Origin of the sequence: Erwinia magellanica (assembly GCF_039023495.1) — a bacterium.
Classification (GTDB): domain Bacteria; phylum Pseudomonadota; class Gammaproteobacteria; order Enterobacterales; family Enterobacteriaceae; genus Erwinia.
The window spans coordinates 1123292-1135766 of sequence record NZ_JBCHVC010000001.1; the positions used below are offsets into that span (position 1 = coordinate 1123292).

12 protein-coding genes are annotated in these 12475 nt (G+C 49.3%); 6 read left to right on the forward strand and 6 right to left on the reverse strand.

Annotation, left to right across the window (positions count from 1 at the left end):
* Window positions 1-311: 311 nt before the first annotated feature.
* Window positions 312-527 (reverse strand): helix-turn-helix domain-containing protein, encoded by a 216-nt coding sequence (locus AAH450_RS05165; protein WP_342909219.1) that lies wholly within the window; start codon window positions 525-527, stop codon window positions 312-314.
* A gap of 898 nt (window positions 528-1425) precedes the next feature.
* Between AAH450_RS05165 and ycgZ the strand changes: the two genes are divergently transcribed.
* Both ycgZ and AAH450_RS05175 read left to right on the forward strand, forming a co-directional pair.
* Window positions 1426-1671: a regulatory protein YcgZ gene (gene ycgZ / locus AAH450_RS05170; protein ID WP_342909220.1), complete on the forward strand. Its 246-nt coding sequence runs from the start codon at window positions 1426-1428 to the stop codon at window positions 1669-1671.
* Between the two features lie 185 nt (window positions 1672-1856).
* Complete coding sequence (locus AAH450_RS05175; RefSeq protein ID WP_342909221.1) at window positions 1857-2150, forward strand: hypothetical protein; 294 nt, start codon at window positions 1857-1859, stop codon at window positions 2148-2150.
* A 115-nt stretch (window positions 2151-2265) separates the two neighbouring features.
* Here AAH450_RS05175 and AAH450_RS05180 read toward each other — a convergent pair whose 3' ends face one another.
* The gene (locus tag AAH450_RS05180) at window positions 2266-2469 is read right to left on the reverse strand and encodes a hypothetical protein (RefSeq protein ID WP_342909222.1); all 204 of its coding nucleotides are present in this window, start codon (window positions 2467-2469) and stop codon (window positions 2266-2268) included.
* A 243-nt stretch (window positions 2470-2712) separates the two neighbouring features.
* On the opposite strand from AAH450_RS05180, the gene AAH450_RS05185 reads away from it, so the two are divergent.
* Window positions 2713-3921, forward strand: coding sequence for a diguanylate phosphodiesterase (locus tag AAH450_RS05185; RefSeq protein WP_342909223.1), 1209 nt, complete (start codon window positions 2713-2715; stop codon window positions 3919-3921).
* 132 nt (window positions 3922-4053) lie between these two features.
* Here the strand turns inward: AAH450_RS05185 and AAH450_RS05190 are convergent, their stop codons facing one another.
* Complete coding sequence (locus AAH450_RS05190; RefSeq protein WP_342909224.1) at window positions 4054-4923, reverse strand: helix-turn-helix transcriptional regulator; 870 nt, start codon at window positions 4921-4923, stop codon at window positions 4054-4056.
* A 546-nt stretch (window positions 4924-5469) separates the two neighbouring features.
* On the opposite strand from AAH450_RS05190, the gene AAH450_RS05195 reads away from it, so the two are divergent.
* Window positions 5470-6411 carry a sugar phosphate isomerase/epimerase family protein gene (locus AAH450_RS05195; RefSeq protein WP_342909577.1) on the forward strand — a complete coding sequence of 314 codons (942 nt, stop codon included), beginning with the start codon at window positions 5470-5472 and terminating at the stop codon, window positions 6409-6411.
* A 78-nt stretch (window positions 6412-6489) separates the two neighbouring features.
* On the opposite strand, the gene AAH450_RS05200 is transcribed toward AAH450_RS05195, so the two are convergent.
* The 3 genes from AAH450_RS05200 to AAH450_RS05210 all read right to left on the reverse strand — a co-directional run bounded on the left by AAH450_RS05200 (window position 6490) and on the right by AAH450_RS05210 (window position 9800).
* On the reverse strand, window positions 6490-7452 hold the full coding sequence (locus tag AAH450_RS05200; RefSeq protein WP_342909225.1) for a UV damage endonuclease UvsE: 963 nt from the start codon (window positions 7450-7452) through the stop codon (window positions 6490-6492).
* A gap of 51 nt (window positions 7453-7503) precedes the next feature.
* Entirely contained in the window at window positions 7504-8079 is a 576-nt protein-coding gene (locus tag AAH450_RS05205; RefSeq protein WP_342909226.1) for a C40 family peptidase, read from the reverse strand.
* Between the two features lie 218 nt (window positions 8080-8297).
* Window positions 8298-9800, reverse strand: a complete 1503-nt coding sequence (locus AAH450_RS05210; protein ID WP_342909227.1) for an MDR family MFS transporter — start codon at window positions 9798-9800, stop codon at window positions 8298-8300.
* A 292-nt stretch (window positions 9801-10092) separates the two neighbouring features.
* Between AAH450_RS05210 and AAH450_RS05215 the strand changes: the two genes are divergently transcribed.
* Window positions 10093-10845, forward strand: a complete 753-nt coding sequence (locus tag AAH450_RS05215; protein WP_342909228.1) for a PadR family transcriptional regulator — start codon at window positions 10093-10095, stop codon at window positions 10843-10845.
* Between the two features lie 175 nt (window positions 10846-11020).
* Window positions 11021-12421, forward strand: a complete 1401-nt coding sequence (locus AAH450_RS05220) for a M24 family metallopeptidase (RefSeq protein WP_342909229.1) — start codon at window positions 11021-11023, stop codon at window positions 12419-12421.
* Window positions 12422-12475: the final 54 nt, after the last annotated feature.

Below are 12475 nucleotides of genomic sequence, written 5' to 3' on the forward strand. Positions count from 1 at the left end.
TGTAAAAACAGTGGGTTTTCTGTAAGCAACCCAGTTTGCCTGGATTGAAGAAATGAGAGAGCGGCAATGAAAAAGTGATTTGCACAGAGCGTTATCAATATAAGAGGCGTCAGCAAAGATTTTTTTGGCTATGCCAGACCAGCGATGTTTAGCGGGTCAAAAATCGTGCTGACGCAGGATGAAAAAGAATGAATTCTTAGTCGGATTATTACCAGTGCTGAGTGAGGAGCAAATACTCCAGGGGGAAATCACTCGGCACTGACAGATTAACTAAAATCTGTACCGGACCTGTTTATCGTTTGTCATCGAATTCAATCTTTACTCAATAGTAACTTGAGTGGGACGCCTAACGCGAGCGCAATACTGTGCATGGTGGTCAGGCTGGCGTTACGCTTTCCATTCTCGATAGCACTTAAGGTGCTTCGATCAAGTTCAGCCTGAATACATAAATCTTCCTGGCTGAGCTTGTGTTTCTTTCTCCATTTGCGGACTTGTTTTCCGAAATGGAGCGAATGATCGTCGTACACATTTTCTCCTCTATTAAAGTCCGCATAAATTTTACAAAAGAAGTTCTGATAAACCAATGTTAATTCGAATAAGGATGAGTGTGCCTGGTGGAATAAAAAGCAGCGGGAAGAGGCAGCTTATTTGGCATAACCATTTGTAATTAAACGATTAACTCTCGCCAGGCACCCTTTTCTGCCAGCCTTTCTCAGCACAAAAGTACAAAAAAAGGGTAAAAAAAGTGATTAAATCCGAATAGTTGCTTATTTCCCGATATTCCGTTGAAATTAAATCTTGCCTTGCGTAACCGATTGATAAAAAATGACTTACATATTATTAAGCGCTTTCTCCATTTTTATTAAGAATAATAGCATTCTTCTTTATCAGCGCTTGCCTGTTCAGAATAGCGGCTTTTATTTTAAGTTAAAATTTAAGAATTAAACAATATTTGATGGAAAATAGCCTGATATTAATATCAGTTTATATTTGGTGAGGTCACGACACCCAGATTTTTACATCACTTACTCTCTTCAGGTAATTATGGCGCCCTAATCCTTTTGCCATAATTTAACACAGATAAACAATTATTCCTGCATTGCGCTGCAACACAGAAAGGGATCCTTTCCCTCGCTTCGGTACTGAAGCAGCAGGATGCGGAGGGTAAACCTCTACACTCGATGAGGCTAAGTACCCGGATTTTATCAAGATACCCCTCTGACTGGTAAAAGGTACCCTCTTCAACCTGAATAAGCGGTTAAGCCAAATTTTTTCTTATGCCACTGAAATTATTGGATAAAAAATTAATTCACATTACCAGTTCGTGTAAAAAGCATTTCGTTACTGTACAAGCAACAAAGTTTTGTATAACTTTATCGGCTACGGAGTGAATCATTCCACAAAATTTACGACTGAGGGGCCTCTATGCGTCAGGGCGAAACAAACCTTAAGACTGAAAATGATCTCAGCCATTTTTTTAGCGAAACCGTTATTCCTTCGCAGCAAGAGATACTTGGTCAGGCCGTATTTGAGATCCTGCGTACGGGTAAAGTACTTAACCGTAAAACGCTTTGTGTGACGCTGTTAAATAAGCTTGAACTGGCTTCTGAACCTGAGCAGAAGCAGCACTACTATGCGCTGATTGGCCTGTTGTTTGGGCGTGATGACTGAGGATTACAACATCTTTTGTCCTTCTCAGTTATCCGCAAAATATGATCAACACGACAATCTGACTGGCAGTCCCGTCTGAGCCAAAGTCCAGGCTGCCACCCTGCTGACTGCTGCAAAACAAGGTTTGCTTCCAGTACCTGTGGTCATTGCCGTTATGCCCACATCACTGAACCAGAGACGTTGTTATGTACAAAGACGATGAAGAAAGATTAACCGACATTATTTTAGGTGAAGCCGTGATGGTTTTGCTGAAAGATGACGCCAGCATCACCAGCACCAATCTGTTGCGCTTGCTTCACGCTATGTCGGCTTCCGAAAAAGATATCTTCAGACAGCAAGCCTGTCGCTCTGCAATAGCCGAGTTGAGGAATTACGCCTTTTTTGAAACCGAGGGAGCGGGTTCAGAGCAGCCGGAACATGAAGATATTTCATATCTGTTTCCCCGCGATGGATCGCCAGACGGCAGCAAGAAGCACTAAAAGGTAGAGTAGAATGCGGGGATGTTTCAGGCGTCCGTCACTGTAGTGTAATGCAGAAAATAGCCAGGATTGAAGAGAGAAGGCCGGGAGGCGTCCTGACCCGATTGCACAACGATCAGTGAAAACTTTCCAGAATATGACGTAGCGCCTGAAGATAGACTGCTTTCATTTTTTCATCAGCCGTCTGCTTACTGTGCTGCTGCAACATGGCAAGAACATTCTTTTTACCAAGAGGTTGTTCTCTTCTGATAAGCTCCGATACGGCCCTGCCTATAACCGCGCAAATTTCTGAAGGATAATTCCAGTCTTTGCCGTGCACGTTTCCCCCGTTACTTTCTGAGTATACCTCTAAAATTTAGCACCACTTTCCATATAGTGCATAATAACGGAACATTCTTTTCCGATAATTTGCCTTAAGATGTCTGCAAATTTTGACTGGTTTGACTTAACCTTTCGCTTTCAGGGCGCGTCAATCATCATTTCTAAAGGTCTACTGGACAACACTCTATTACCTTCTGTTAAAGTAGGACTCCCTGGATAAAAAAGCTGGAAGGCCCCGAACTTGATTACCATTATCTACCGCAGTCATATTGCTGATGACGTTCCGGTTAAGTCTCTGGCAGCACTGGTAAAAAAAGCCAATCTGCTGAATGAGTCACTGGGCATTACCGGTATTTTACTTTTTAACGGCACCCATTTTTTTCAGATCCTTGAAGGCTCTGAAAAAGCCGTCTGCTCGGTTTACGACCATATTTGTCAGGATCGTCGCCATCACAATCTGGTAGAACTGATGCGTGATTACGCACCATCACGCCGTTTTGGTAATGTGGGTATGGAGCTTTTTGATCTCAGGGAACACGACAGACCTACCGTTTTGCAGGCGATTCTGAATAAAGGTACGTCCAAATATCAGCTCACTTACGACGATCGGGCATTGCAATTTCTCCGTACCTTTGTTGAAGCGATGGAAACGGAAAACTATTTCGAAGTGCCTCCGGCAGAGCACTGGGATTTTATTACCGATATCGATGCCGCAGAGGCTGAAGTCTCCACCCTTCCCGCCTCTCAGGGGATTAGCTTTGCGTTCCAGCCGATTATCGATCCGCTCGCCAGAAAAATTGTTTCGCTGGAAGCGCTGATACGCAGCGAATCGGGACTTCCTCCCCTGGACTATTTCTCCCAGCTTTCGCGGCAGGAAATTTACCATGTGGATTTGCAATCTAAGGCCCATGCTTTTTCCCTGGCGAAAGAGCTGAATATTCAGGGATTGACGCTTTCTATTAATCTACTGCCTATGGCACTGGTTGAAGTACCCGACGCCGTGAATTATCTGCTCGGCCTGATCCACGATCATGGCCTGGTCCCTGAACAAATCGTGGTGGAGGTAACCGAGACGGAAGTTATCTCCAGAATCGATGATTTTGAACTGGCCATCAGGCAGCTGAAAGCGGCGGGTATCAGTCTGGCTATTGATGATTTTGGCGCAGGCTCTGCCGGCCTGCTGCTGCTTTCACGCATCCAGCCCGATAAAATCAAAATTGACCGCAGCATTATTACCGACGTCCACAAAAGCGGGCCTAAACAGGCTATTATTCAGGCGATCATTAAGTGCTGCTCGTCGCTGGAGATTGCGGTTATCGCTGAAGGCGTGGAAAAAGCGGAAGAGTGGATGTGGCTGGAGTCTGCCGGGATCTTTAATTTCCAGGGATTCCTGTTTGCCAGACCGCTGCTGAACGGTATTCCTGCGGTGGCATGGCCTGAACTGCGTTGATCCCGTTGATAAGATAGCCCTGAGTTTGTCGGCCAGAATAATTTTACCTGGCCGCTTTCAGCTTAATCCGTCGGTATAACTGAGATCAATCAGACTTTATCTGAAGCCTGATTGATCTCACGCGGCCTGAATTCAGGCCCTCTTTTGCCCGCTCAGCCAGAACCTTTTGTACTGGCCTGGCGGAATACCCACCAGATTATGAAAAATACGGTGGAAATTATTCACGTGATCATAACCTACCGCTTTCGCTACGTCCGCAACGCCCAATGCCGTCCCGAGCAGTAACGTTTGGGCTTCCCCAATTCTTCTGCGGGTTTGATAATGTTTAGGGGAATAGCCTGAAAACGCTTTGAACACGTGGGCCAGATAAAAAGAGTTCATATTAAGAGCCGCCGTTAACGACTTCAAATCGATATCATTTTTATAATAGCGATCAAGATAATCTTTAATACGCTGGCCCAGTAAGTCTCCGGCACTTTCATACTCCTGTTGGCTTTCATTCCACAGGTTACGACAGAGAAGCAGCAATGCGCAGAGAAGATGAGAGGCAATTTCCCCGCTGCCGCTATTATTTTCGCTAAGATGATGCCATATCTGGTGAAAGAGTTGCTGAATATTCTCACACAACTTACCGCTGGGCATAACGGCAACCTGCGAACGAGGGGTCAAGTGGTTTAATGGCAATCCCGTAAATTTCAGCTGCTCTACGCCACAGCTCAGGATAAGGAGGTCATCAGAGGCAGTGGGATTTTCATCATGCAGAATACCTGCATTAAAGAGCAGTAAATCCCCCCGTTTGACGTGATATCCCCTGCCATCAATATTGTACACCCCGCTTCCTTGCTGAATAAACATCAGCTCAAAGCGCTCGTCATGTTTATGCATAACGCGTGGCATAGCGGCTTCCTTTCCTTCCGCTTTACAGATAAACAGCAGGCGTGGCGTGCCCGCCGCATCAAATCCGGTGAAAGAAGATCGATCGTTCAGGCAATGAGTAATCATAATTCCTCCCGTATAGTTACCACCACTTTCACCTTACCGCAGGCCTGAACTAAATTATCATTAAAGTAGAGGCAGAGAATTATTTTTTTACTCTGGAAGGATGCTGGCTGCTTTAGGATAACCTGAAGAGAAACGACGGTTTATAAGGCCTGCGAGGTGAACAAGGGATCTTGATTGTAGTGAAGTCTCACTGCCTCTGAATCAAGCGGCTCCATAAACATCTTCATTCTTGCTATGTCAATTGGCAAATCATAAAGTGTGACCAGGAGCGCTTATACAGGGGTTTATTTATTCAATTTTATGATCTTCCGCACGGTGCTTATTCTTACTCTATGCCCATGATGGTTTTCCAGCCTCATCCTGATATAACTTTTACAGCGCACGGAAAAACGCTAAAGCAGGCAGCGCGTTTTCATTTTCCTCTTTTTTATTATTCATTAAAAAATCGGACTGCTTAATAAATGAGTAATGGGAATGAATAAGCCAGAAATATCTCTGCCAAATTTTATAGCCTTACGCCGTTCTGAAATCTTTCAAGGATAAATGATGAAACTTGCATTATGCACCGATGTTCTGGCCGATCTTACGTTTCCCGAAATGCTGGACAGAGTGAAGGCTTACGGTATTACCGGCGTAGAAATGACCGCCGGCGGCTGGTCTCCCTGCCCCCATGTCCCCACAGAAACGCTGCTTAGTTCTTCTGAAAAGCTGGAGCAGTTTCGTCACGAACTGACGCTTCGGGAAATGGAAATAGTTGCGCTTAACTGTTCCGGCAACCCTCTTGCACCGGGTGAGCTGGGTGAAAAGCACAGCCAGAGCAGCTACCGTGCCATTGAGCTTGCAGGCAAGCTTGGCGTAAAAAAGATAGTCATGATGAGTGGATTGCCCGGCGGCTGCCCGGAAGACCGTATTCCTAACTGGATAACCTCCACCGTCTCCTGGCCCGATTACATGCCCGGCGTTATTGACTATCAGTGGAACGAGGTGGCAATCCCCTGGTGGCAGAAGTTCACTGAACATGCCAGGGAGCACGGCGTTGAGAAAATTGCGCTTGAAGCGTTCCCCAGCCAGCTGGTTTATAACGCCTCCACCCTGCTCCGCCTGCGCGAAGCGGTTGGTGAGATGATTGGCATGAACCTGGATCCGTCCCATCTGATTGCCATGGGTGCAGATCCTGTCGCCGCAGCGCGCAGACTGGAAGGGGCCGTCTACCATGTACACGGTAAGGATGCCCGTATTGAGCGCGGTCTGGCAGATATTGATGGACTGCTGGAGTCTCAGCCCGTGACCCACACCAAAACGCGGACCTGGAACTATGTTGCCGTGGGCTGTGGACAGGATCTGCAATGGTGGAAAGAGTTTTTCTCGGTGCTGCGAATGACCGGTTATGACGGTTACGTGTCGCTGGAGATGGAAGACCTGACCATGAGCGTGGAAGCGGGACTGCAAACCTCAATCGATGCCCTGAACGCCACTCTCAGCCGTTGAGGGTATTTTCCCTGGGGCGATGCCCGTCGCCCCGGTGGAAACTCTCTGTCAGGGCTGAGCAAGTCCCTCTTCCGGCGTTCAGCGATGACGGTCAAGGCTGTAGTGATATAGCCTGTCCCTGGCGATGTTTTTCATTTTCACTTCACACATGATGTCAAAGTCTTCAAAGGATAAAGCCCAGTCATTCAGCGTGGGGTTAAAATAGAAGTCCGAATGGCCGCGTAATTTCATTTTAGAGAGACCAAGCGTATTCTGATCCGGAAAGCCCTCTTGCGGGATCAATCCTTCCTGAGAAATGGAGTAGTGCATAACCGGACGAACGCCACGCCAGGAGGCTTTGATCTCTTTAATCCTCGCATCGTCAGGTTTGATAAATTCATTCTCTTTCACCCAGTGGTGGTGAATATCCAGCACGATCGGACACAGCTCAGCCGCTTGCAGAACATCATCTAAAGAGCAGGATACTTCATCATTCTCAACGGTTAACATTCGTTTTGCTTCAGGGCTGAGGCGGTTAAAGGCGTGCTTAAACCCCTCGAAACCACCTTTACCATTCATATGAATATTAATTTTGAAATCCTGAAACTGTTGACCATAGCCCATCAACGTCGCGCACAGCGTATGGTATTCAACATCTTCGATTGCCCGCTCAACAACGCCAGGGTTGTCTGAAGCCAGCACCGTATATTGGCCAGGATGGAATGAAAGCCTGATAGCGTTCTCTCTGGCAAACTCGCCACAGGATTTGAATAAGGGAACAAGGTCTGGCAACAACGTTGCATAAACAGGGCCGGCTTCAGGAACAGTATATAAAGGCAGCAGATCGCTGCCAATTCGCATCATCCTCAGCGCGGCTGGCATCTGCGCAACCTGCTTTAACGTGGCTCCAAGCTGAGTTAAGTTGAGGCTGGCTATCTCAGAGAGCAGTCTGGTTTGATCTTCATTATTCAGGCTGAGAAATCTCTTACGTGTTGTAGCCCGGAACGGCAGAGGTTGCTCTAATGCTTCGTTTAAAAATTTGCAGGCAAAGCCTAATTTCATACCGCCTCCTGTTAAGCTCAATCCCTGAGTTTAACAGCTGATGGTCAAAAATCACTGACGGGCGAGTTCTGTTTTGCTCTTCTCCGCATTGAATGAGATCTCCGCACCGACCTCTTTATTCAGCCTGCGCGACTGATAATAAACTGATTTCCAGTAGGGGTTATCAAGAGAAGAACGCATCACTCCCTGACTGTAGGAGGCGTGCAAAAAATGGTCTTCGGTATCATAAAAGCCAACATGAAGTTGATTATGGATGCGGAAAAAGACCAGGTCGCCGGTTCTGAGCTGCTTTTTCTCTACCGGCGTGCCCATTTTTACCAGCTCGGTGGTCGTCAACCGGCTCACAGGAAGATTGAAACGATCTTTCAGCGTTCGCCAGACAAAGCCAGAGCAGTCAACCCCTTCAAGATTGGTGCCGCCCCAGTGATAGGGTGTTCCCTGCCAGGCGTGCATCTGATCGTGCAGTGCAGCCAGCACCGGAATAAGGTCGGGTTGCGCAGCCCCATCTGCCGATGGTTGCGTAATATTCTGGAGATCCTGACTTGCGGAATCCGGTTTTGAAGCACACCCCGCAATAACCAGAAAGATCAGCGGAAACAGAGATTGCAGAACGGTATGTTGCTTCATGGGACAGAGCCAGGTAGTCAATTTAAGAGATGAAACTTATACCTTATTCACTCGCGGGTCTGAATCATGTAAAGCTACCCTTACTTATCTTTACTTGATATGTAATAACGGAAATATTTCTGGCGTGACATTTTTTGTCTGAAACTCTTTTTCCCCGCCAGAATATTCTCTGTTTTTACCCCGCAGGGCGATCTGTTTATGACCAGACTTGCCCGCTGCTATTTCCTGCGTAAAGGACTTTCCGGTAAAAACCAGGCTAAAACAAAAGCCACCACCATCACGCTGGTTGCCATGATAAATGCGGCATGGATCGCGTCGCCAAAGGCCAGCAAGTAGTCATGGTGCAGGGCTGGCGGCAGATTCTGTATCGCCACGGGATCCAGGCTGCGGGGCAGTTCGCTTCCTGCTGGGATCAGCCGCTCCAGCCCTCTTTCAAGCACCTGGCCGAAAACCGCACCAAATAACGCCACGCCAATTGAACCGCCTATCGAACGGAACAGCGTCACCGCTGACGTGGCGACACCCAGCAGATTTGGCGCTACCGTGTTCTGCACCGCCAGCACCAGTACCTGCATTACCATACCCAGGCCCATCCCCATCACACAGGTGAAAATATAGAGATGCCAGGTGGGCGACTCGGTGGTAATTGTGGTCAGCAATGCCATTCCCACGCTGGCGAACAGAGTGCCCGCTATGGGAAAAAGGCGATAGCGCCCTGTCTTGCTGATTATCCGTCCGCTGATAACAGAAGTGGTCAGTAAGCCCCCCATTAACGGCAGCAGCTGCATCCCCGCCTGCGTAGGCGTGGCCGCCTTGACGACCTGTAGATAGAGCGGCAGGAAAGTAACACTACCAAACAGCGACATGCCAATAATGAAACCGATCAGGCTGCTTAACAGAAAGCTCCGGTCGCGAAACAGCGTCAGAGGAATAACAGGCTCAGCAGCCAGACGCTCCTCATGGATGAAACCAATCAGGCCCACCACACCAAACGCGAGAATGCACCAGAGCAGCGGATCTGACCACGCTTTTACGCTGCCGCCTTCGCTGGTAAAGAGCGTGATACCTACCAGCGCCATACAGAGATAAAAGGCGCCGAGATAATCAATCTCGTGCTGCGTTCTTTTCCCGCCCGGCCTCAGTACCGCGCCTATCACTAACAGTGCAAATAGCCCGAGAGGAATGTTGATGTAGAAGATCCAGCGCCACGATGCGTGCTGCACAATAAAGCCGCCTGTGAGCGGGCCGATGACCGTTGCAAGGCCAAACACGCCACCAAACAGCCCCTGGTAGCGGCCACGGTCGGCGGGCGGCACCACATCTGCAATCGCGGCCATGCTGACCACCATCAATCCCCCGCCGCCCAGCCCCTGTAGCGCACGGGTCAGAACAAGCTGATCCATATTCTGCGCGACGCCACACAGTGCAGAGCCAAGAAGGAAAAGCATAATCGAGATTTGCAGAACCTTTTTGCGCCCAAACAGATCGCCAAATTTGCCATATAAAGGCACCACGATAGTAGAGGCTAAGGTGTAGGCAATCACCACCCATGAAAGCTGATTAAGCCCTCCCAACTCACCCACAATGGTGGGCAGCGCGGTGGAGACAATCGTCTGGTCAAGGGCCGCAAGCAGCATAACCAATAACAGGGCGCTGAAGAGCAGCTTCAGCGAAGGGGCTTCCTGCGGCGGCTGCTGTGAAGTAGTACGTTCTGGCTCCATACCAATACTCGCTTGTTATTATCAGAATACGCTATGAATAGTAAGGAGATAGCGGCAACGGCGCAACACAATGGCTGCTTTGTCCGGTTCCGGCAGAAAGCACTGACGCAGTTCTGTAAACCGGTGCGCAGGAGTTCATGGTACAGAGGCAAAAAGCGGTGTGCTAAAGGCTTACCCCCTCTTTTTTGCTATTTATTTCGCTCTCCCTGTTGCTTTTTAATATCGTAAGATATAAAAATAGCATTATCTTACGATACTGTCGTAAGATACTTACACCCTACAGGAGAAGAGTATGTTTAAAGAAATGTTCAATGAACGCCGTGGCGGTCGCCATCACCACAGAACCGACAGTCATCGTCATTGTTTCCAGCAGGCTGAAAGCCGTGAGGAAGCGCTTGAGATGCTGTATGAGCAGTGGCGAGAAGCAATGCGCCATCACGCGGAAAACCCGCGAGGCCGCCATCACTGTTCCGCTCACCATGGTGGTCGCTCTGACGGCCATCGCGGGTCCAGAGGTGGCCGTGATGATGCCGGACACCGCGATCGCCCCTCCTTCCTGCGTGGCCGCAAATTTGGCGCAGATGAGCTGCAACTGCTGTTACTGACGCTGCTGAAGGAACAGGCCAGCTATGGCTATGAGCTGATCAAAATCCTCAGCGAGAAAAGCGGCGGATTCTATACCCCAAGCCCTGGCGTGATCTATCCGGCACTGACTTACCTTGAGGATGTCGGCCATGTAACCGTCCAGCCTGAAGGTAACCGTAAGCGTTTTGCGATCAACGCCGAAGGTGAGGCTTATCTGGCGCAGAATCAGGAAGTGGCTCAGGCGTTAATGGCGAAGCTGGCGCTGTTTGCCAGTCAGAGTGACTCGGTAAACCAGGCTATGTCCGAGCACCGCCAGGCTTTTGCACCTGTGTTGATGGAAGCTATCCATTCACTCAGAAGCGAGCTGCACCAGTTCCATAACAGTGATGAAGAGAGCCAGGGCAAAGCTGCCAAAATTATTCAGCAGGCGCTGGCACAGCTCAGAGATTTAAAAGAGTAGTCTTGCCCTGAGAAGAGCCTTATCACCCGGTAACAGTATGGAGTTCGTCAGGGAATGGCTAAACCTCAGGTGACCTTCTTACCTGGGAATTGAGTGAGCGATCAAACAATTTTCAGGTAGGATAAAAAGCGAACGCGCTTTTTGCCTGATCCCGAGGGTTTTACAGGAGAACAGAATGAACGACTCCCTTGTCCGTTTTACACTCAGCCCCATCCCGCCGCCAGAAAGCTTCCCCAACGTCAAAAGCACCTTAATCAGTGATGAGGTGATGGCGCTTCGTCTGCAAAATATTCTCACCGCCATGCAGCAGCACAATTTTGATACGCTGGTCATCTATGCCGATAAAGAGCATGGGGGAAATTTCGAATACCTGTCAGGCTTTATTCCCCGTTTTGAAGAAGCGCTGCTGGTGGTGACGGCGCAGGGCAAGCTTACCTATATCATGGGCAATGAGAACCTCAAGCTGGTGCCGCACGCCAGAAACCCAGGTGCCTGCCTCCATGCTCCCATTTTCTCATTGCCGAATCAGCCAATGGATAACGACGCCCCGCTCGCCACGCTATTAGCTGAGGCAGGCGTGAAGCAGGCAGGCATGACCGGAATTGCCGGCTGGAAATTATTTACCACTCAGCAGAATAATGCTGACCGGTTTGATATTCCTGCTTTCATTCTGGATGAGGTGATTAAAGCCGCTGGCGACAGGCAGTATGTGACTAACGCCACCGGTTTGTTTATCTCTCCGCAATATGGCGTGCGATCTCTGAACAGCGCCAGTGAGATCGCCTGCTATGAGTATGGCGCCAACCTGGCCTCCACCCGGATCCTCAGGGCGCTGGAGGCGATTGACGTTGGCAAAAGCGAAAAAGAAATTGGCCAGCTGTTAGCGGGTGACGGGCAGCCTGGCAACGTAGTGGCCATTGCGGCAACCGGGGAGAGGTTTGCCCATGCCGGGCTTTACCCCACCGACAAGCAAATTCAGCGGGGCGATAAATTTTCGCTGACCGTTGGCTACAAAGGGGGCCTGACCAGCCGGGCAGCCTATGTAGTCGCCACTGAAGAGGAGTTGCCTGCGCCCGTGGCCGATTGGCTGCCTGCGCTGGCTATCCCTTACTATCGCGCAGTCACCACCTGGCTTGAAGCGCTTCGTCCGGGGCTGACCGGTGGTGAACTTTATCAAACTATTGAGGCGGTCTTGCCAAAAGAGCGGTGGCACTGGCATCTGAACCCCGGTCATCTGGTGGCGGATGAAGAGTGGCTCTGTTCGCCCGTCTACCCCGATTCCACCGTCAGATTACAGAGCGGTATGATTTTCCAGATTGATATTATCCCTTCGCTGCCGGGATATGGCGGATGCAGCACAGAGGATACCGTGGCGCTGGCTGATGAAGCGTTAAGGAAGGAGCTGGCAGCCAGCTATCCGGAGGTGTGGCAGAGAATGGAAATCCGCAAAGCTTATCTGCGGGACAGGTTAAATCTGCGCGTATCTGAGGATCTGATCCTGCTTTCCAACACGGTTGGCTATCTGCGCCCTTTCCTGCTGGACAAGCAACGGGCTTTGGTTCGCGCCGCCAGGTAAGTCAGCCCCGTTCCAAAGGTGCTGCGCAGCCGGGAAAGAAAAATGGCTCCTGAA